This window comes from Bradyrhizobium sp. FW305-F6, from assembly GCF_058782905.1.
The window spans coordinates 43,535-63,458 of record NZ_JBYSYD010000008.1 but is presented as its reverse complement, the minus strand read 5'-3'; the positions used below and the strand labels follow the sequence as shown (position 1 = coordinate 63,458).

Sequence of the window (19,924 nt, the reverse complement as noted above, 5' to 3'; positions counted from 1 at the left end):
CTAACCCAGAGTCTCGACCAGGCGATGCAGCGCCTGCGCCGTGGTCTCGCCATCCTGCACCAGCGCGAGCCGAATGTAGCCCGCGCCGGGATTGAATCCGTCGGGCTGCTGCCGCGCCAGGAAGCTGCCGGGCACCACGCGCACGCCGGCCTCCTTGAAAAGCCTCAGCGTCACGGACACGTCGTCGCCGATCGCGGACGTGTCGAGCCAGACGCAGAAGCCGCCATCGGGCCGGCGATAGCCGTAGCGATTGCCGATGATCTGGTCGGCGAGATCGAACTTGATCCGGTACAGCCTGCGGTTCTCCTCGACATGCGCCTCGTCGCCATAGGCGACGGTCGCCACCTGCTGGAGCGGCACCGGCACCTGGGGCGCTGCGATGTTGCGCAGCTCGAGGAACATGCCGATGAACCTCTTGTCGCCGGCGGCAAAGCCGACGCGCAGGCCCGGCAGGTTGGAGCGCTTCGACAGCGACTGGAACGCAACCACGCGGGTGAAGTCGGGGCCGGCGCATTCGAGCGCGCTGCCCGGGGCCTCGCGTGTGTAGATCTCGGAATAGCACTCGTCGCTGAGGATCACGAAGCCGTAGCGGTCGGCGAGCTGCTTCAAGCGCCTGAAATAGTCGGGCCTCGCGACCGAGCCCTGCGGATTGGCGGGCGAGGCCAGGTAGAACGCGACCGTGCGCGCCAGCGTCGCTTCGTCGATGGCGTCGAGGTCGGGCAGGAAGCCGTTCTCGACCGTCGTCGGCAGATGCACCGGCTCGCAAGCGGCAGCCAGGGCCCCTGCGCCATAGACCGGATAGAACGGGTTCGGCATCAGGATGGCGGGCTTGCCGGGGCGCGGGCCGACATAACGCGCGGCGGCGATCGCGGCGAGGAACAGGCCCTCGCGGCTGCCATTGAGGACGAGAATCTCGTTCTCGGGGTCGAGCGGCCGCGGCAGCTTGAAGCGCGACGACAGCCAGGCGCCGGCGGCGTGGCGGAACGGATCGGTGCCCTTGTTCGCGGGGTAACGGCCGAAATCGGCGATGTGCTTGGCGAGCACCGGACCGACGAAGTCGGGCACGGGATGCTGGGGCTCCCCGACCGCGAGCGAAATCAACGGTTTGCCCGGCTGATGCGGGGCCAAAAGCTCGTTGAGCCGGACGAACGGCGAGCGTTCGGAATCGGAGCTTCCACTGGCCTGCGGCGCACGGGATGAAGCGGTCATAGCCATTCTGGACGCCAGCACTCTTGGAACGGCCGGTCGCGCGAAGGCACCGGCGGGAAGCGGTTCAGTTCACCATAGATAGGGCGAGGTTAAGACGCGATTAACCATCGGCGGGCGCCCCCGTCCAGAGCGGGATTATTAGGGGCGGTCTATCGCCTCTCCACCCAGGAACCAGTCAAAGAAAAAGGGGCTCCAGCTTGCGCTGGAGCCCCTCAACGGTCAGGGCATTGCCGGGTATGTGCCCGAACCGGAGTTGTGGACGGGGTCTCCGGGGAGATCCCGTCCGGGAGGAGACTTACATGTTGTAGGCGCGCTCGGTGTGCTCGGTGATGTCGAGGCCTTCACGCTCGGTCTCGACATTGGCGCGGAGGCCAACGATCACGTCGACGACCTTGTAAAGGATCGCCGAACCTACGCCCGACCACACCAGCGTGGTGCAGACCGCCTTGATCTGGGCCAGCATCTGCGTGGCGAAGTCGTAATCGGCGACCTTCGGCGGGATCGCCGAATAGTCGATGATGCCGGCGCCGCCGAGCGCGGGGTTGACCAGAATGCCGGTGCCGATGGCGCCGACGATGCCGCCGACGCAGTGCACGCCGAACACGTCGAGGGAGTCATCGTAGCCGAGCGCGTTCTTCACCACGGTGCAGAAGAACAGGCAGACCACGCCGACGATGAGGCCGAGGACGATCGCGCCCATGATGCCGGAGAAGCCGGCTGCCGGGGTGACGGCCACGAGGCCCGCGACAGCACCGGAGATCACGCCGAGCACCGAGGGATGGCCCTTGATGATCCACTCCGCGAACATCCACGACAGCGCGGCGGCTGCGGTGGCGACGAAGGAGTTGGTCATGGCGAGCGCAGCGCCGCCGCTGGCTTCCAGGTTGGAGCCGGCGTTGAAGCCGAACCAGCCCACCCAGAGCAGCGAGGCACCGATCATCGACATGGTCAGCGAGTGCGGAGCCATCAGCTCCTTGCCGTAGCCGACGCGCTTTCCGATCAGGAGAGCGCCGACGAGACCTGCGATGCCGGCGTTGATGTGCACCACGGTGCCGCCCGCAAAGTCGATCGCGCCCATCTTGAAGATCCAGCCGGCGTCGGCGTTGAGCTCGTCGAGCTTGGCCTGCGCCGCGGTCTTCGCCGCCGCGTCACCCGCCGCCGCGAGAGCCTTGGCCGCATCCTGGATCAGGTCCGGACCCTGCCAGTACCAGACCATGTGCGCGATCGGGAAGTAGATCAGCGTCACCCAGAGCGGGACGAACAGCGCGATCGCCGCGAACTTCATGCGCTCGGCGAAGGCGCCGACGATGAGGGCGGGCGTGATCGCGGCGAAGGTCATCTGGAAGCAGACATAGATGAGCTCCGTGATGTTGGCGTCGACGGAGAAGGTCGCTGCCTTCGTCTCGGTGGTGACGCCCATCATGAAGGCCTTGGAGAAGCCGCCGATGAAGTCGGAGCCACCGGTGAAGGAGAGGCTGTAGCCGTACACGGCATAGATCACGACGACGACGCAGACGGTGTAGAACACCTGCATCAGGACGGAGAGCATGTTCTTGGAACGGACGAGACCGCCATAGAACAGCGCGAGGCCGGGGATCGTCATCAACAGCACCAGCACTGTCGATGTCATCATCCAGGCGTTGTCTCCCTTGTTGACCGTTGGCTCGGCGTAGGCTGCGGTCGCAGCGAACAGGCCGACTGCGAGAGCCGCCAATCCCGCGCCATAGGGACGCTTGAACGTCATATTGTTTACTCCTGCTTGGATAAGGTTGAGCGCGAAATCAGAGGGCCGCGGCATCGGCCTCGCCGGTGCGGATGCGCACCGCATGGTCGAGGTTGATGACGAAGATCTTGCCGTCGCCGATCTGTCCGGTTTTCGCCGCGGACGTGATGGCGTCGATGGTCTTGTCGACCTGGTCGGAAGCGACAGCGACCTCGATCTTGATCTTGGGCAGGAAGCTCACGGCATATTCCGCGCCGCGATAGATTTCCGTATGGCCCTTCTGGCGGCCATATCCCTTGACTTCCGTCACCGTGAGACCGTGAACGCCGATGGCGGTCAGGGCGTCACGGACTTCTTCAAGCTTGAATGGCTTGATGATCGCCATAACAATTTTCATGGGTCCTATCCCCGCTTGGGCCCGGTCCGGACGTGGCCGGGCGTTTCTCGACTGGTTCGCCACGAGGGAGAAAATTCACTACGCGGGCACAGCCAGACCCCTAGAATCAAATGCCGTGCCAGATCAGGCGTGTTGCCTAACGGACGATGAATCCCGGCATTTTCGCCTTCGCTGGGTGTTGCAGAGCAGTGCGCCATTACGTCGCGCCCAAAACGTGGTCAGTGCCGATTAAAATTGAGGCATGACAGCCTGTCGACACAATGTTGCTCACGCGCCGGGCAGCTCGATGGTATTGAGGTAGCGCAGGCGCTTTATTGCAAGGCTGCGCCGGCTGGGTGATGTCGAGGCCGGCGAGTTCCTGCTCACGGGATACGCGCAGGGGCACGAACAAGCCCACCAGCGATGCCGATGACGATGCCGTGCCAGGGGGCGACGAAGCCCGAGGCCGCCGGTGCCGGCCGATAGATGCACCACGAGGCCGCCGGCGAAATCGAGCACACCCATGCTAGCGAGAAAGTCGCCCCCCGCACCCAATGCGCCAATGGAATGTAGATGAAGGTGAACGTGGGAAGGCTCTGCGCCATGGTGGGCCGGCACGTTCTTCTTGTGCACCATTCCGGAATAGAACAGTGCGAGCCCCGGGATCGTCATCAACCAGTGCTGTCGCGACGATCATCCAAGCGGTGTCGGCGGCGTTGATCGCGGAGCCTGCGGTCTGCGTCGGCGCAGCAACGAGCGACGCAAATACCCCGCCATGTCGTTTCCCCCGGGCACATTAATGACGTCGCACGCTGTGGCGTCGTTGCCCCGGGCGATCGACGGATGCTTCTTAGAGAGCGTCGCTGTCGGTTTCGCCGGTGCGGATGCGCAGCGCGTGGTCGATCGGCGTGACGAAGATCTTGCCGTCGCCGATTTGCCCGGTGCGGGCGGTCGCGGTGATGACGGCGACCGCCTTGTCGGCGACGTCGGAAGCGACCGCGATCTCGATGCGCAGCTTCGGCAGGAAGTTCACGACATATTCGGCGCCGCGATAGATCTCGGTGTGGCCCTTCTGCCGGCCGTAGCCCTTCACTTCGGTCACGGTCATGCCGTGGACGCCGATCGCGGTCAGGGCGTGGCGGACCTCATCGAGCTTGAAGGGTTTGATGATCGCGACGACGAGTTTCATGGTCAGGCCTATTCCCCGGGATGCGCCGCGCCGCATGTCCCCGGCGCAGCGTCAATCTGGCATCTTTCAGGGCAAATGGCACAAAAAAGTTGCAGATTGAAGCGGAAAAACGCCTGCTCGTGGGAACGGCCGCCTCTGTACAGGGCAACCGTTCATCCTTCACAATGCATTTTTGGCATGGATGCGGTGAACCCAGGCGTCCCGGCTGGCACATAAATATGTTTGAGGGGGACGGCAGATGGCGAGTTGGTTCTACGCAAGCGAGGGCAAGCAGCAGGGGCCCTTTCCGGAAGGGCAATTCCGCGACCTCGTCGCCCAGGGCGTCGTGCGCCCGGACACGCTGGTATGGACCGAGGGCATGGCCGGCTGGCAGAAGGCCGCCGAAATTCCCGGCCTGATCGGCGGCGGCGCTCCGCCGGCGGTCCCCGCGGGCGGTCCGCCGATGATGGGCGGAAGTGGCTATGGCGGCGCCGGCGGCTACGCTGCGGCCGCCAGCGGCGGGTCGCTGTCGGTCGATTTCGGCATCCTCGAGTTCACCTGGCGCACGCTCGCGCTCGTGATCGGCTCCTGCTTCATCATCCCGGTGCCGTGGCTGTTCGTCTGGTACACCAAATGGATCGTGTCCTGCGTGAGGGTGCCCGGGCGGCCGAACCTCAGTTTCACCGGCAGCGCGATGACCCTGGTGCCCTGGTATTTCGGCTTCATCGTTCTCGCCATTGCGCTCGGCTATGTCGGCAGCGAGATTCTGAGCAATCTGCTGTTCATCGTGCAGGTCGTGCTCTACTGGCTCCTGATCAAATGGATGGTCGCGAACCTCGCTTCCAACGGCCAGCCGCTGGGCTTGAGCTTCACCGGCTCGGTCTGGGCCTATATCGGCTGGAATCTGCTGTTTGCGATCTCGATCATCACCATCATCGGGTGGGCCTGGGTGGCCGCGGCGCAGATGCGCTGGTTCTGCCGCAGCATCGAGGGCACGCGCCGCGAGATCGTCTTCAAAGGCAGCGGTCTCGATATCCTCTGGCGCGGTATCGTGGCGGCGATCCTCTGCGCCCTCATCATCCCGATTCCGTGGGTGTATCGCTGGATCATGAACTGGTTCGCCTCGCAGACCGAGCTCGTGCCGCGCGGCTCGCAAGCGGCCATGTGATGTCTGCCGGCTTTCGGTAGCGAGCGGACGAGATGTCGAATCGAACCTGGTTTCACGCATCCGAGGGCCAGCAGAAGGGGCCCTTTCCCGAAGCCCAGTTTCGCGATCTGATCGCGAAGGGAATCGTGCGTTCGGACACGCTGGTCTGGAGCGAAGGGATGACGGGCTGGCAACAGGCCGGCGCGGTCCCCGGACTCGTGCCCGGCGCCTCACCGGTGGCGGCTTCGAGCGGCGATGCTCGCGGCCAGCTGTCGGTGGATCTGCCGCTATGGTCGTTTCTGGGATGGTGCATCCTGCTGGTGGTCGGCAACCTTGTCGTGGTGCCGGCACCCTGGATCGCCACCGGCTACTATCGCTGGCTGTTCCCGCGCGTCCACGTCCCGCAACGACCGAACATCGGGTTCACCGGCCAGGTCGGCGATATCTGGTACGTCTTCATCGCACTGGCGATCCTGGGCTATGCTGGACTTTACGGCGATCTGTTTCAGCTCGCGGCAATTCCGCTCCAGGCCTTCCTGTCCTGGATGATTCTGCGCTGGGTGGTCGCAAATATCAGCTCCGACGGTCGGCCGATTGCGATGACCTTCAACGGCAGCCCGTGGGCCTTCGTCGGCTGGCAGCTCCTGATGTTTCTCGCCATATTCACGGTCATCGGCTGGGCCTGGGTCATGGCTGCGTGGATGCGCTGGATCTGTCGGCACGTCGCGGGAACGCGGCGCGAGATCGTCTTCGTCGGAACGGGCCTGCAACTATTGTGGCGAACCCTGGCCTTTGGCCTCGGGTGCCTTCTGATCATTCCGATTCCGTGGCTGCTGCGCTGGTACTTCACATGGACCATGACGCAATTCGAGCTCGTGGAGGGCACGAAGCCAGCAGCCTAGGATTTCCGCTCGCGCACCGAGCCTTCCTGCGCGACCGAGGCGACCAGCGTGCCGTCGGGCTTGAAGATGGACCCGCGCGTCAAGCCACGGCCGCCGCGCGCGCTCGGCGAATCCTGCGCGTAGAGCAGCCATTCGTCGGCGCGGAAGGGGCGGTGAAACCACATCGCGTGATCGAGGCTCGCCGGCATCATGCGCTTGTCGAACAGCGTGCGGCCATAGCGCGCCATGATCGCATCCAGCAGCGAGAAGTCGGAGGCATAGGCGAGCGCGCACATGTGCAGCGCCGGATCGTCCGGCAGCGTCGCCGCGGTCTTGATCCAGACATGGATGCGGCCGTCGTCGATCTTCTGGCCGAAGTAGCGGCCGAGCTCGACCGGGCGCAGCTCGATCGGCCGATCGGATTCGTAGTAGCGGCGGATGAAGTCCGGCATCTCCTTGAACATCGGCTGCTTCGCCACCTCCTCCGCCGTGAGTTTCTCCGGCGGCGGCACGTCGGGCATCTCGTCCTGATGGTCGAACGCGCTTTCCTCTTCGGCGTGGAACGAGACCATGATCGAGAAGATCGCGTTGCCGTGCTGGATCGCGGTGACGCGGCGGGTCGAATAGCTCTTGCCGTCGCGCAGGCGTTCGACCTGGTAGATGATCGGGATCTGCGGATCGCCCGGCAGGATGAAATAGCAATGCAGCGAATGCGGCAGCCGGCCCTCGACGGTGCGGCAGGCCGCGACCATCGCCTGTCCGATCACCTGGCCGCCGAACACCCGCTGCCAGCTCGTCTTCGGGCTGTTGCCGCGGAACAGGTTCACCTCGAGCTGCTCGAGGTCGAGGATCGCGATGAGGTCGATCAGGCTCTTGGACATGATGGCGCTTTCGAAGGATCCCGTCATTCCGGGGCATCGCTTCAGCGATGAACCCGGAATCTCGAGCTGATAACCTCGAGATTCCGGGTTCGCGCTTTGCGCGCCCCGGAATGACGGAACGATGGCCCGCCGCCCTCGTTTCACCGCACTGTTTCGCCCAGCTCAAGTCTGCTAGCAAGACCGAGAATTGACCGGGAAACTTGGTATGTCGGTACAGGGTAGCATTGTCATCGGTGGCGGCGCGTTTGCGGGGCTGGCCCTGGCCCTGGCCCTGCGCCAGGGGCTTGGGCCCGAGATCCCCGTCATCGTCGCCGATCCCGCGCTCGGCACACGGCCGAGCCGCGATCCGCGCGCGACCGCGATCGTGGCGGCCTGCCGCCGCCTGTTCGAGGCGATCGGCGCCTGGGACGCCGTCCGGGGCGAGGCGCAGCCGATCCTCGACATGGTCGTCACGGATTCGAAGCTGGAGGACGCCACCCGCCCGGTGTTCCTCAACTTCGCCGGCGACGTCGCGCCGGGCGAGCCCTTCGCGCATATGGTCGAGAACCGCCGCCTGATCGATGCGCTGGTGGCGCGCGCCGAGGCCGAGGGCATCGATCTCCGGGCCACCACCGTGGCGTCCTACGACGCGCGTTCTGAAGGCATCGACGTCACGCTCGGCGACGGCAGCGTCATCGCCGCGAGCCTGCTGGTGGCCGCCGACGGCGCCAGGTCGAAGCTGCGCGAGCGCGCCGGCATTGCCACCAATGGCTGGGAGTACGACCAGTCGGGCATCGTCGTCACCGTCGGCCATGAGCGTGATCACGAGGGCCGCGCCGAAGAGCATTTCCTGCCCGCCGGTCCCTTCGCGATCCTGCCGCTGTCGGGCAAGCGCTCGTCGCTGGTGTGGACCGAGCGCCGCGCCAAGGCCGCGCGCATCGTTGCGCTGAGCGACGAAGACTTCCACGCCGAGCTCGAACGGCGATTCGGCCTGCATCTCGGCGAGGTCAAGGCGCTCGACAAGCCACGCGCATTTCCGTTGTCCTACTTCGTCGCGCGCTCCTTCATCGCCGAGCGCCTCGCGCTGGTCGGCGACGCCGCCCATGTCATCCATCCGATTGCGGGCCAGGGCCTCAACATGGGCCTGAAGGACGTCGCCGCGCTGGCGGAGGTCGTGGTCGATGCGGCGCGGCTCGGCATGGATCTCGGCGGCGCCGACGTGCTCGAACGCTACCAGCGCTGGCGCCGCTTCGACACCATGGCGATGGGCGTTGCCACTAACTCGCTGAACTTCCTGTTCTCCAACCAGTCGACGCTGTTGCGCACAGTGCGCGACATCGGCCTCGGCCTGGTTGATCGAACCCCGCCGCTGAAGAACCTCTTCATCCGACAGGCCGCCGGGCTCACCGGCGAAGTGCCGCGGTTGTTGAAGGGCGAGGCGTTGTAGGGCGGCAACCTCTTCTGTCATCCCCGGGGCGCGCGTAGCGCGAGCCCGGGATCCATAGCCACAGGATGTCGTTTTGCGAAGACCCGGAGCTACCAGCTCGCGTCATAACCACTCCCTGTGGTTATGGGTCCCGGGCTCGCTTCGCGCCCCGGGACGACACCGAGAGTATCGCATGGCCGTCATGCAATACGGCCATCCCCTCAATCGATCTTGCGCGCCTCTTCCGGCAGCATGATCGGGATGCCGTCGCGGATCGGATAAGCCAGCTTGGCGCTGCGCGAGATCAGCTCTTGCCTCGCCGCATCGAACTCCAGCGGACCCTTGGTGAGGGGGCAGACCAGGATCTCCAGCAGTTTGGGATCGACGCTGGCTTCGGGACGTTCGGTGGGCGCGTTCATGGGAGTCTCCGGCACTCGCCTGCCTGTAGCACAGAAATTTTCGGATGCCATCGCGGGAGCGCATACGGCTGAAGGGAGCACACCGCCTTCGCGGAGGACTGGTCCCTCACTGCAGCGGCGGATCGCCGCTGGTGCGTTTCTTGGCGAGGTCCATCTCGGTGACGGCGATCAGGATCTCGGCGCGGGTCTTCAGGTCCGGCGCTTCCAGCATCGCTTGCTTCTCCGCCGGGCCATAGGGCGACATCATCGCCAGCGCGTTGACGAGCGCCTCGTTGGGCGCGCTCTCGACGCCTTCCCAATCGACCTTGAGATTGTTCGCCTTCAGGAAGTCCGCGAGCACCGACAGCAAAGCTTCGCGATCGACCGCGTCCTCGCCCATGCGCGCGGTGAAGTCGTCGACGAAGGCGAAGAAGTCAACCTTGCACTGCCGGTAGGCCGTGAGCACCTCGAGCTCCTCGACCACCCTGAAGCGCGACACGCCGGTGAGCTCGAGGATGTAGCGGCCGTCGCCGGATTCGGCGAGCTGGGTGATCCGGCCGACGCAGCCGACGCGAAACAGCGTCGGCTTGTCGGAATTCTTCGGCGAGTGCGCCGCGTCCGGCTGGATCATGCCGATCAGGCGATGGCCGTCGCGGAAGGAATCGTCGACCATCGCGAGGTAGCGCGGCTCGAAGATGTTGAGCGGCATCTGGCCGCGGGGCAGCAGCAGCGCGCCCGGCAGCGGAAACACCGGAATGATCTCCGGGAGGTCGGCGGGCCCGCGATATTCGACGTTGATCGGCATCTGCCCGGTCCCCCTGGCCTCGCCAGCGCGTCTCTATGAAAACAGGATCGTCGACAAACGCTTGCGTCCCTCGACGGTTGCATCATCCGTGCCGCCCCAGGCCTCGAAGAATTGCACCAGCTGCTTGCGGGCGCCGTCGTCGTTCCATTTGCGGTCGCGCTTGATGATCTCGAGCAGCTGCTCGGTGGCAGCAGCGCGGTTGCCTTGCGCGTTGAGCGCGGTGGCGAGGTCGAAGCGGGCCTGATGATCGAGCGGGTTTGCGGCGACCTTCTGTTCCAGCTCGGCGACCGGGCCGAGGGATTGCGCCTGCTCGGCGAGATCGATCGCGGTCTGCACGGCCTTCACGGCGGGGTCGTTGCGCTTGGATTCCGGCACCATGGCCAGCGTCTGCTTGGCCTGCTCCATCGCGCCGGAGACGGCGTAGCATTTGGCGAGGCCCGCGAGCGCCGCGATATTGGTCGAATCGTGCTGCAGCGCCTCGGCGTAGATCTGTGCGGCCGCCGCCGCGTCGCCCTCGGCGAGCACCGCCTCGGCCTCCTGCACGATCTCGGCGACGTTGACCTCGCCCGGCGCCGTGACGCCCTTGGTCAGCCGCTCGATGAAGGCATTGACCTGGCTCTCGGGGACCGCGCCCATGAAGCCGTCGGCCGGCTGGCCGTTGACGAAGGCGATCACGGCCGGGATCGACTGGATGCCCATCTGGCCGGGAATCGCCGGGTGCTGGTCGATGTTCATCTTGACCAGCTTGACCTTGCCCTTGGCCGCCTTCACCGCCTTCTCGAGCACCGGGGTCAGCTGCTTGCAGGGCCCGCACCACTCCGCCCAGAAATCGATCAGCACCGGCTGGCGCTTCGATTCCTCGATGACGTCCTTCACGAAGCTCTGGGTGGTGGTGTCCTTGATCAGGTCGGCCGCCGCCGGGCCCGCCGCTCCGTTGCCCTGGTCGATGATCGTCACGGGATCCCCTCGTCATGTCTGGAATGGCGGCTCTTTAGCACGCCGCCACATCATATGCTTGTTGTCGGCTCCTAAATTGGGCCGGGGCGGCCGAATTTCAATCCGGGCCCTCCGATTCGCCGGTTCCGGGGCCCTTTCGGGCGGTTTCGTCGCATTCATGGTACAAAAGGGGCCTCCAATTGCGAATTGAGGCCGCCGGTAGCTGTTGCATTCCCCTCCCGCTTTTGGCATACGACAGCCGTTGCCGGCGCGTCACGCGACCGACACAGGATGCGGGTGTAGCTCAGTGGTAGAGCACGACCTTGCCAAGGTCGGGGTCGAGGGTTCGAGCCCCTTCGCCCGCTCCAGTTTTTTTCCCAAGCGTCCGAACATGAGGTGGCTATCCCCCATAAGGGTGGGCCTCTGCGAGCCATTTTTGGACGTGTGGGTCGCGGGCCGCGCGGCCTGAAGTCCCCGAGGACCTGCAATGGGCGCTGATCCGCAATTTAGGGCCGCCTCTTGCACCAGCTATACCGCGCGAAGGAGATCTTTTGTCTTTTCCAGCGCTGTGTTCGCGATCCGCCTATAAGCGTCTTTGATCGAGAGCTGATCGATCGCCGCGCCCACAAAGTCAGGCTTCAGTTTGTCGATTGCGGCCAACGTACTTTCGACGCGGTCGCGGTAGCGGACCAGCTCCTTGATAATGGATTCCGCATGCGTCTCACTGCTGGCAGCTATGTCAAAGACATCGCGCGGCGTGATGCTGCTGCCTCGATGATCGGCGGGCCTGATCTCCAAATTGAAGTCATGCTTCTGTGGATCGAGGAAGGAAAGGGCCTGAGGGTCCGGGAGAAAGATATCGATATCCTGGCTTATTCGGTGATCGATCTGCAGCATCATCGCTGTGCCGCCGCCGAACGTCCAACTATCGATGATGTTCTGTTCGGCATTGACTTGCCGGATCATCGCACAAGCAATTCGAAAAAGTTGCGCCCAATCTGATTGAGCGCTCATCGTTACGCCGCGAGCGGAACGGACTGTCCCGAAAACTCGGCGAACGCTTTCGCCGCGGCAACCAATTGATCGTGGCCGACGCCGTGCATCTCAGCGAATGCGATCTGCAATTCGGGTGCAACGTCCCCAAAAAACAACGACATGGGGCCGCAGGCAGCCTTTGCCGCAGTGGGATCCAGCAGACAATCGACAAGCTCCTGCGCGTCCAGCTTCTTGCTGTACGGCGCATTTACAGTCGTCAGAACGAGGAGGGGGCTGTTCATCTGCGTCACTATCTCGCTACCCAGTCAATATAGGATTGACCTGGGAGCACCTACACTCCCCCTAACAGTCTCCGCGGTCAATTGTTTGCTTTTTGTTCCGTCGAGGCGATGGATTCGCGGCAAACGTCGGCTAAACGCTCGGTAGCGAACAGCGGCTTTCCGTCGCCTGCAGGTTGGTGCTTTTGGTCTGACATGACAATTTTGGTTACCGGCAGTGCCGGCCACCTCGGTGAAGCCATTCTCCGGATACTCCGCGGGCGCGGGTCGCCCGCCCGCGGCCTCGATCTCAAGCCCTCGCCGTTCACCGATGCCGTCGGCTCGATCGTCGATCCCGGCTTCGTGCGGCGCCAGATGGACGGCGTCACCGCGGTGATCCACACTGCGACGCTGCACAAGCCGCATGTGGCGACGCACGCCAAGCAGGACTTTGTTGACACCAACATCACGGGCACGCTGAACCTCCTCGAAGCGGCCGCTTCAGCCGGCGTGAAGAGCTTTGTCTTCACCAGCACCACCAGCGCGTTCGGCTCGCAGCTGCGGCCCGAGGCGGGACAAGCGGCGGTGTGGGTCACCGAGGAGCTGCCGCCGGTGCCGAAGAACATCTACGGCACCACCAAGCTGATGGCCGAACATCTCTGCGAGCTGTTCTTTCGCGAGCGCGGCTTGCCGGTCGTGGTCCTACGCACCTCGCGCTTCTTCCCGGAGGACGACGACGATCCCTCGATGCGGTCGGCCTACGCACTCGACAATGCCCAGGCCAACGAGCTGCTCTATCGCCGGCTCGATATCGCGGACGCCGGGAGCGCGCATCTGCTTGCCGTCGAACGCGCGCCCAGCATCGGCTTCGCCCGCTACATCGTCTCGGCCACCAGCCCGTTCGAGCAACGTCATCTCGCGGCGCTGGCGCGCGATGCCGCCGGCCTCGTGCGCGAACTCTATCCGGAGTGCGCGCATCTCTATGCCGCGCGCGGATGGCACCTCTTCCCCGTGATCGACCGCGTCTATGTCAACGAGCGCGCGCGGCGGGAGCTTGGCTGGCAGCCCGAATTCGACTTCGCGCATGTGCTGCGCAGCCTGCAGGGCGGCCGCGACTTCCGCAGCGCGCTGGCGCGCGAGGTCGGCTCGAAAGGCTATCACGACACGCGATTTGAAAACGGGCCGTATCCCGTCGCCTCGTGAGCGCGGTCGTCATTTTGCGCGATGCATCAAATGCCTGTCGGCTGTCACCGCGCACAAGCCGGTCCGGGCCGTTCTACTGTGCATGGGGTTGTTTTCGCAGTTTTGTTTTGGCTCGGTGCTTCCCGTGGTCTGGAAACGAGCGCGAACCAGCTGTTTCCGCGTTGCAGCGCAAACACCGGCGTCGCGGTGTTCGGGTTCATTGACACTCCGTCTCAATTTTTGCCGTGCGCATCCGCAGCATACGCGAGACCCTTCTCAGCGCTGGCGGATGTGCTAGCCTTTTTGCGTCTGCCTGGAGCAGACGCCGAAACTTCGCCTCTCGACTAGCAAAACAAAATAATCGCAGCCCAGGCGGCTGCCTTAGGGGAGTGACGCGATGACATCGATGTTCCATCGATCCGTGTTGGCGCTTGCGGCCGTGGCCCTTCTCGCGGGGACCAGCGCCGGCAATGCGCAACAGCAAGACAAGAACCGGGCGCTGAAGAAATACGAATCCGGCACCAAGGAATTCTGGACCCATCCGCCGGAGGACTGGTTCCTCGGCGACGAGACCGAGGCGCAGAAGGGCCTCGCGCCGCCCTCGGGCCCGCCGACCGGCGCCTCCGATGCCGAGCTCGCCAACATCGTCAAGAAGATCAAGCTGCCGCAGGGCTTCAAGATCGAGGTCTATGCCTCGGGCGTGCTGGCGGCGCGGCAGATGGCCTGGGGTGACAAGGGCACGCTGTTCGTCGGCTCGTTCGGCCTCGGCAACGTCTATGCCATCAAGGACAACAACGGAAAGAAAGAGGTCAAGACCGTCCTCAAGGGCCTGAACATGCCCACCGGCCTCGCCTTCCGGGACGGCGCGCTCTACGTCATCGCCGTCGACAAGCTGATCCGCTACGACAACGCCGAAGCCAATCTCGACAATCTCGGCCAGGGCAAGGTCGTCTATGACGACATGCCGTCCTATGCCGCCCATGGCTGGAAGTACATCGCGGTCGACAAGGAAGGCTGGTTCTTCCTGCCGTTCGGACCGCCCTTCAACATCGGCATCCCGCCGACCAGCGTGTCGCAGATCCGCCGCGTCGATCCCAAGACCGGCAACGCGGAAATCTGGGCGCTCGGCGTTCGCAATTCGGTTGGCGGCGACGTCGATCCGCGCACCGGCAAGCTCTGGTTCACCGAGAACGCCCGCGACTGGATCAGCGATGATCTGCCCAGTGACAAGCTGAACATGATCAACCGCATCGGCGAGCATTTCGGCTATCCCTATTGCCATCAGGGCAATCTGCCCGACGACAAATTCGCGATGGGCCACAAATGCTCGGAGTTCACCCCGCCCGTGCTGAATCTCGGCGCCCATGTCGCGCCGCTCGGCATGAAGTTCTATACCGGCGACCAGTTCCCCGCCGAGTACAAGAACAACATCCTGATCGCCGAACACGGCTCCTGGAACAGGCACAAGTACCAGGGCGCACGCATCGTGCGCGTGATCGTCGGGCCCGACGGCAAGAACCCGAAGCGGGAGATCTTCGCCTCCGGCTGGCTCGAGGGTGACCAGGGCTATCTCGGCCGTCCCAACGACATCATCCTCGCCAAGGACGGATCGATCCTCGTTGCCGACGACTGGGCCGGAGCGATCTATCGCATCAGCTACAGCAAGAAGTAGCGCGACCCGACGGAGAGGCTGCGACCGGGTGACGGCCGCAGCCTCTTTTGCTTGTGACATGCTTGCGATGGAACACGTTCGTCATGCCCGGGCTTGATCCGGGCATCCATCAACGGGAAACTTTTTGCAAAAGCGATGGATTGCCGGGCCTACGCCTTGCCGAAGAGGCTTCGGCCTTGCAGGCGGGTCAAGCCGGGCAATGACGGTCGGAGAGATTGAGACATGCGGGTCGTTCGGTTTGGAATTCTGTCGGCGGCGCTCCTGCTCGCGCCGGCTGCTACGGCCGCCGACAATGCCGCGATCAAGGAGAAGGCGGCCGTCTGCTCCGGCTGTCACGGCGAGAACGGGATCTCGCAGACCGAGAACATCCCCTCTCTGGCCGGCCAGCCCGATCAATTCCTGCAATGGCAGCTGGTGTTCTTCCGCGCCGGCGCGCGCAAGAACGAGCAGATGCAGCCGATCGTCGAGCAGATGACGAACGAGGACATTCGCAACTTCGGAGCCTACTTCTCGCAGCTCACGCCGCCGAAGGGGGGCGAGGACAGCGATCCGGACCTGTCGAAAAAGGGTGCGCAGGTGGCCGTCGGCCGCCGCTGCGCCTCGTGCCATACGGACAGCTATGCAGGCACCAAGGCGGTGGCGCGGCTCGCCGGCCAACGCCAGGAATATCTCGTCAAGGCGCTGCACGATTACAAAGCCGGCCAGCGCATCGGCAACGGCGTCGCTGCGATGGTCGATGTCGCCTATCGCATGAGCGACGAGGAAATCACTGCGGTGTCGCACTATCTGGCGCATCTGAAATAGTGCGACCCTGGCTGTTGCGGCAAACACAGCGCGTCATCCCGGGGCGCGCAAAGCGCGAGCCCGGGATCCATAACCACAGGCAAGAGTTTCGCGAAGACTCGGAATGACCGGCGTGACCGACAACCACTCCCTGTGGTTATGGGTCCCGGGCTCGCGTAGCGCGCGCCCCGGGACGACACCGATCGTGTGGTGAAGACCTACCCCGCCCGCTGCTTCTCATACGCCTTCAGATGTGTATACGCGATGCGCAGCTTCGGCACCGGCACCTTGGCGGCATCGGCGCGTGCAATGAGATCGCCGATGACGTGATCGGCTTCGACAGGCAGGCCCGCCTTGATGTCGCGGTACATCGAGGCCGTCATCGGCGATCCTTCGGCGGTGAGGTTGCCCTTCACCCGCTCGAAGAACGGACCGCCCGGCGGATAGCCGGACGCTGCGGCGACCGCGCTGGTCTCGTCCAGCATGCCGAGCAGGAAATCCCGGCCGCCGGGAGCCGCAAGGATATCGCCGACCGAGGCGCGCATCAGGCTGGTGCTTGCAGCGAGCGATGAGAGGAACACCCATTTCTCCCACATGTCCTGCATGATGTTCTGGCTGGCGGTGGCGCCGTTGATGCCGCTCTTGAAGGCCTCGTCGATCGCCTTCAACCGGTCGGACATCCCGCCGTCGCGCTCACCGTAATTGATCGACTGCATCGGCTGGAGCTGCACCACCTCGCGCTTCTCGTTCAGTGTCGCGGCGATGGCGCAGAGGCCGCCGAGCACGCGATCCTTGCCGAACCTGGCATCCAGCGTGTCGAGATGCTTCATGCCGTTGAGCATCGGGATGATCGCGGTGTTCGGCCCCACCGCCGGGGCGAATGATTTGATGGCATCGTCAAGGTCGAACGCCTTGCAGCTGAGCAGGACGACGTCGAACTTGTCCTTGATCGCGTCCGCCTGCACGGTCGGTGGGTTCTTCAGGGTCACATCGCCGTTCGGGCTCTTGATGACGAGGCCGGCGCTTGCAAGCTCGCTGGCGCGCCGCGGCCGGACCAGGAAGGTGACGTCGCGGCCGGCCTGCAACAGCCTGCCGCCGAAATAGCCGCCGATGGCGCCGGCGCCGACCACGAGGATACGCATGAAAGGCTCCGTAATTGTCTTTCTTCAGATACAGGCAAATGGCGAATAGGGAGTAGCGAATAGAATGGCAAGTGACGAAACGCGAGTCACGTTTCCACTACTCGCCATTACCTACTCGCCCTTCACCATCTCCTCGACATCGCGCAGCTGCTCCTTGCCGAAGAACATCTCGCTGCCGACGAAGAAGGTCGGCGAGCCGAAGGCGCCGCGGGCGACCGCCTCCTCGGTGTTCTTGATCAGTTTGCCCTTGACCTCGGGCTCCTGGCTGCGGGCAAGCAGCTTCTGGGCGTCGAGACCGGAAGACGCCAGCGCCTTCGCCGCGATTTCAGGGTCGTCCATTTTCTTCGGCTCGCGCCACATGTGATGGAAGGCGGCCTCGACATATTGTTCGAACACGCCCTCGAGCTGCGCAGCGATCGCCGTGCGCATCAGGTTCAGCGTATTGACAGGAAAATGCGGATTCCAGACGTAAGGCTGGACCTTGAAGCGCTTGACGAAGCGCTCGGTCTCGACCGCGTGGAACTCGCGCTTGTTCTTGATGCCGGCGAGCGTCTCGGCCGGCGACTTGTTGTTGGTCGACTTGAAGATGCCGCCGAGCAGAATCGGCACATAGTCGAACTTGACGCCGATGCGCTGCTCGATCGCCGGTATAGCCAGATGACTGAGATAGGCGTTGGGACTGCCGAAATCGAACATGAATTGCGGGGCGGTGCGGGTCAACTTTTCTTCTCCCTCGGGGCAATTTCCGCGCATTGTGGCGCAGCGCACGCCACAGGTCCACCGTTTAATGACGATCGTAATATTCTGGCGTTTAGATCAGGCGTTCGATCGCGCGCTTGCGCCACACCAGGAAGTAATAGCCCATCTGCAAGACGAACATGGCGCAGAACACGATCGGATAGGCGGCCCATACGCCGTGAAGGCCGATCGTGCGGCTCAGGATCACCGCGGCCGGCAGCTCGATGGCGACGATGGCGAAGATCGACAGCAGCATCGGCGTCAAGGCCACGCCCCCGGCGCGCATCGCGCCTGAGAACACCGTGGCGAGGCCGAACGGCACCGAGCTCCACAAGGCGATGTAAAGCAGCTGCTTCGCCAGATCGAGCACGGCGCCGTCGGTGATGAAGATGCCGAGCACGGCGCGCGGAGCCAGATATATCAGCGCCACCAGCCCGCCGGTGAGCACGAGATTGAACACGAGACCGGTGCGGACGATGCCGTCGAGCCGGGCCCTGTCGCCGCCGCCGATCGCCTGCGCGCCGAGGATCGAGACCGCGATCGAGATCGACATCGCCGTGAACTGCGTGTAGCCCATCACCTGGTTGACGGCGCCGTACGCGGCCGTCGCGCTCGAGCCGTAGCTGTTGACGAGGCCGAGCAGCACCAGCTCGGCGATTGCCATGGCCACCAGGCCGATGGCGCTCGGCAGTCCGATGCCGAGGATCTTTCCGAGCACGGCGCCGTCCAGCCGCAAGTGACGCAGCAGCGCGGCGTCCGGCGCCAGTGCGTGTTTCTTCCGCAGCAGAAAGGCGGCGAGCGCGATCAGCGTCAGCGCGTTGGCAATCGCGGCCGCCCAGGCGGGACTGGTGATGCCCAGAGACGGCAATCCGGACGCGCCGCGGATCAGCACGGGCGTCAGGACCAGGCCGATCGCCGTCGACAAAGCCAGCGCCAGCAGCGGTGTCAGCGCATCGCCGACGCCACGGATCATCGACGTCATCAGCAGGAAGACGAAGCCGAGTGGCATCGTCAGCAGCATGATGCTCGCATAGACGCTGGCCTGATCGAGAATGTCTACGGGCGTGGCCAGCGCCATCATCAGTTCGCGGCTGAAGAACCCGCCGATCAGCGCAAGCGAGATCGACAGCAACAGGCCAATTGCGAGCGCGGTACCCGCGACGCGCTTGATCCGATCGTGCTCTCCCGCCCCGAAGGCCTGGCCGATCAGCACGGTGGCGCCAGTGCTCAGGCCCATGACGAAGGCGAACAAGAAGAACATCACCGGGAAGAAGGCCGAGACCGCCGCGAGCGCGTCGATGCCGATCATCTGGCCGAGATAGACGTTACTGACGGTGCCGAACAGCGATTGCAGCGCGTTGCTCAGCATCAGGGGTCCGAGGAAACGGAGGAACGTGGTCCAGAGCGGCTTTGAAGCGGACATGGATTGGCCTTTCATCAGGGCGTGCGAAGCCGTTGCCGCGCAAGGAGCGCGGCTCGGCCGTCGATTGAGCTGTGAGATGCGCGGCTTAAGCGCGGTCGCTGTAGGCGAGCTTGACGATGTGGTCGCGGATATCGGTCGGCCAATCGGCGATCAGTCCGGTGAAGCGCCGCCGGTCGTCTGCGAACAGCGCCCGCGATGCCTCCTCGAACTGCGGCAGATCGCCGGCCATGGTCGACATGAAATGATAGGCCGCATCGCGCGCCTGGCGCGTGCGGTCCTTGTCGCCGCTGGCGCGCCGGGCCTCGTCGACCAGCTTGCGCAGTGCGACCGAAGCGCCACCGGCCTGCGCGTTGAGCCACTCCCAGTGCCGCGGCAGCAAGGTCACCTCGCGCGCGACCACGCCGAGCTTCGGCCGGCCGCGCCCGCGCGGCTCGGCGGGGGCTTCGGGGGCCTCGGCCGGCGGCGTGAGTTCCGCCAGCCGCGCCAGCACCGCGCGATCGTCGCCGCGCAGGTCGAAATCGATCGAGCGCCCGGTGCCGTCGTCGAAGATGACGATCGGCTCTGCCAGCGGTTGCGTCGCCCGTTTCACCGCGAGCGCGACCTCGCCCGCCGTTCCGGAGGCCAGCCGGCGCTGGCCGGCGAAAGCTGTGTAAGTCCCTTGCATTGGAATCATTGCCATATTGATCGTGTTGCCAGCTTAATACCCGGGTAAATTATTCGCGTCAATATACCCGGGTGAAAATATCCGTGACGGCTCGACAATGTGGTCCCGGGCTGGCACGAACGCCCCGGCCAATCGACC

At 64.4% G+C, this 19,924-nt stretch carries 20 protein-coding genes, 1 tRNA gene and 1 pseudogene; 7 read left to right on the top strand and 15 right to left on the bottom strand.

The features are described from left to right. The 5 genes and pseudogenes from AC3WLX_RS33055 to AC3WLX_RS33035 form a co-directional block, all read right to left on the bottom strand. On the bottom strand, positions 1 to 1,215 hold the full coding sequence (locus AC3WLX_RS33055) for an aminotransferase class I/II-fold pyridoxal phosphate-dependent enzyme (protein ID WP_291626244.1): 1,215 nt from the start codon (positions 1,213 to 1,215) through the stop codon (positions 1 to 3). A gap of 289 nt (positions 1,216 to 1,504) precedes the next feature. After that, entirely contained in the window at positions 1,505 to 2,953 is a 1,449-nt protein-coding gene (locus tag AC3WLX_RS33050; protein WP_492339098.1) for an ammonium transporter, read from the bottom strand. A gap of 37 nt (positions 2,954 to 2,990) precedes the next feature. Next, entirely contained in the window at positions 2,991 to 3,329 is a 339-nt protein-coding gene (locus AC3WLX_RS33045; RefSeq protein WP_008142813.1) for a P-II family nitrogen regulator, read from the bottom strand. Positions 3,330 to 3,740: 411 nt separating this feature from the next. Beyond that, a pseudogene (locus AC3WLX_RS33040) lies at positions 3,741 to 4,068 on the bottom strand (hypothetical protein); the annotation flags it as partial. Between the two features lie 90 nt (positions 4,069 to 4,158). Continuing rightward, positions 4,159 to 4,497 (bottom strand): P-II family nitrogen regulator, encoded by a 339-nt coding sequence (locus tag AC3WLX_RS33035; RefSeq protein WP_291626269.1) that lies wholly within the window; start codon positions 4,495 to 4,497, stop codon positions 4,159 to 4,161. Between the two features lie 238 nt (positions 4,498 to 4,735). Here AC3WLX_RS33035 and AC3WLX_RS33030 point away from each other — a divergent pair, with 238 nt between their 5' ends. Further along, positions 4,736 to 5,644: a DUF4339 domain-containing protein gene (locus AC3WLX_RS33030; protein WP_492339097.1), complete on the top strand. Its 909-nt coding sequence runs from the start codon at positions 4,736 to 4,738 to the stop codon at positions 5,642 to 5,644. A 32-nt stretch (positions 5,645 to 5,676) separates the two neighbouring features. Then, the gene (locus AC3WLX_RS33025) at positions 5,677 to 6,525 is read left to right on the top strand and encodes a DUF4339 domain-containing protein (protein ID WP_492339096.1); all 849 of its coding nucleotides are present in this window, start codon (positions 5,677 to 5,679) and stop codon (positions 6,523 to 6,525) included. On the opposite strand, the gene tesB is transcribed toward AC3WLX_RS33025, so the two are convergent. Then, positions 6,522 to 7,385: an acyl-CoA thioesterase II gene (gene tesB, locus AC3WLX_RS33020; protein ID WP_492339193.1), complete on the bottom strand. Its 864-nt coding sequence runs from the start codon at positions 7,383 to 7,385 to the stop codon at positions 6,522 to 6,524. The two genes, AC3WLX_RS33025 and tesB, sit on opposite strands and share 4 nt — an antisense overlap. Before the next feature lie 205 nt (positions 7,386 to 7,590). Here tesB and AC3WLX_RS33015 point away from each other — a divergent pair, with 205 nt between their 5' ends. Continuing rightward, on the top strand, positions 7,591 to 8,811 hold the full coding sequence (locus tag AC3WLX_RS33015) for a ubiquinone biosynthesis hydroxylase (protein WP_492339095.1): 1,221 nt from the start codon (positions 7,591 to 7,593) through the stop codon (positions 8,809 to 8,811). A 200-nt stretch (positions 8,812 to 9,011) separates the two neighbouring features. On the opposite strand, the gene AC3WLX_RS33010 is transcribed toward AC3WLX_RS33015, so the two are convergent. From AC3WLX_RS33010 to trxA, 3 genes are all read right to left on the bottom strand, one after another. Further along, positions 9,012 to 9,209 (bottom strand): Trm112 family protein, encoded by a 198-nt coding sequence (locus AC3WLX_RS33010; RefSeq protein ID WP_028133418.1) that lies wholly within the window; start codon positions 9,207 to 9,209, stop codon positions 9,012 to 9,014. A 106-nt stretch (positions 9,210 to 9,315) separates the two neighbouring features. Beyond that, the gene (locus AC3WLX_RS33005; protein ID WP_492339094.1) at positions 9,316 to 9,993 is read right to left on the bottom strand and encodes an LON peptidase substrate-binding domain-containing protein; all 678 of its coding nucleotides are present in this window, start codon (positions 9,991 to 9,993) and stop codon (positions 9,316 to 9,318) included. A gap of 33 nt (positions 9,994 to 10,026) precedes the next feature. After that, the gene (gene trxA, locus AC3WLX_RS33000; RefSeq protein WP_492339093.1) at positions 10,027 to 10,950 is read right to left on the bottom strand and encodes a thioredoxin; all 924 of its coding nucleotides are present in this window, start codon (positions 10,948 to 10,950) and stop codon (positions 10,027 to 10,029) included. A 272-nt stretch (positions 10,951 to 11,222) separates the two neighbouring features. On the opposite strand from trxA, the gene AC3WLX_RS32995 reads away from it, so the two are divergent. Beyond that, positions 11,223 to 11,297, top strand: a tRNA-Gly gene (locus tag AC3WLX_RS32995). Between the two features lie 160 nt (positions 11,298 to 11,457). Here AC3WLX_RS32995 and AC3WLX_RS32990 read toward each other — a convergent pair. Both AC3WLX_RS32990 and AC3WLX_RS32985 read right to left on the bottom strand, forming a co-directional pair. Then, positions 11,458 to 11,943 (bottom strand): nucleotidyl transferase AbiEii/AbiGii toxin family protein, encoded by a 486-nt coding sequence (locus AC3WLX_RS32990; protein WP_492339092.1) that lies wholly within the window; start codon positions 11,941 to 11,943, stop codon positions 11,458 to 11,460. 2 nt (positions 11,944 to 11,945) lie between these two features. Then, a complete protein-coding gene (locus tag AC3WLX_RS32985) occupies positions 11,946 to 12,206 on the bottom strand; it encodes a hypothetical protein (protein ID WP_492339091.1) in 261 nt (86 codons plus the stop codon). A 192-nt stretch (positions 12,207 to 12,398) separates the two neighbouring features. On the opposite strand from AC3WLX_RS32985, the gene AC3WLX_RS32980 reads away from it, so the two are divergent. From AC3WLX_RS32980 to AC3WLX_RS32970, 3 genes are all read left to right on the top strand, one after another. Further along, positions 12,399 to 13,385 (top strand): NAD-dependent epimerase/dehydratase family protein, encoded by a 987-nt coding sequence (locus AC3WLX_RS32980; protein WP_492339090.1) that lies wholly within the window; start codon positions 12,399 to 12,401, stop codon positions 13,383 to 13,385. Between the two features lie 376 nt (positions 13,386 to 13,761). Then, positions 13,762 to 15,036 (top strand): PQQ-dependent sugar dehydrogenase, encoded by a 1,275-nt coding sequence (locus AC3WLX_RS32975; protein ID WP_492339089.1) that lies wholly within the window; start codon positions 13,762 to 13,764, stop codon positions 15,034 to 15,036. Positions 15,037 to 15,258: 222 nt separating this feature from the next. Beyond that, the gene (locus AC3WLX_RS32970; protein ID WP_492339088.1) at positions 15,259 to 15,840 is read left to right on the top strand and encodes a c-type cytochrome; all 582 of its coding nucleotides are present in this window, start codon (positions 15,259 to 15,261) and stop codon (positions 15,838 to 15,840) included. A 197-nt stretch (positions 15,841 to 16,037) separates the two neighbouring features. Here AC3WLX_RS32970 and panE read toward each other — a convergent pair whose 3' ends face one another. The 4 genes from panE to AC3WLX_RS32950 all read right to left on the bottom strand — a co-directional run bounded on the left by panE (position 16,038) and on the right by AC3WLX_RS32950 (position 19,786). Further along, complete coding sequence (panE, locus tag AC3WLX_RS32965; protein ID WP_492339087.1) at positions 16,038 to 16,961, bottom strand: 2-dehydropantoate 2-reductase; 924 nt, start codon at positions 16,959 to 16,961, stop codon at positions 16,038 to 16,040. A 111-nt stretch (positions 16,962 to 17,072) separates the two neighbouring features. Beyond that, a complete protein-coding gene (locus AC3WLX_RS32960) occupies positions 17,073 to 17,681 on the bottom strand; it encodes a 2-hydroxychromene-2-carboxylate isomerase (protein WP_492339086.1) in 609 nt (202 codons plus the stop codon). 91 nt (positions 17,682 to 17,772) lie between these two features. Beyond that, positions 17,773 to 19,122 carry an MATE family efflux transporter gene (locus AC3WLX_RS32955; RefSeq protein ID WP_492339085.1) on the bottom strand — a complete coding sequence of 450 codons (1,350 nt, stop codon included), beginning with the start codon at positions 19,120 to 19,122 and terminating at the stop codon, positions 17,773 to 17,775. Between the two features lie 85 nt (positions 19,123 to 19,207). Further along, positions 19,208 to 19,786 (bottom strand): DUF2239 family protein, encoded by a 579-nt coding sequence (locus AC3WLX_RS32950; RefSeq protein ID WP_492339084.1) that lies wholly within the window; start codon positions 19,784 to 19,786, stop codon positions 19,208 to 19,210. Between the last annotated feature and the right edge of the window lie 138 nt (positions 19,787 to 19,924).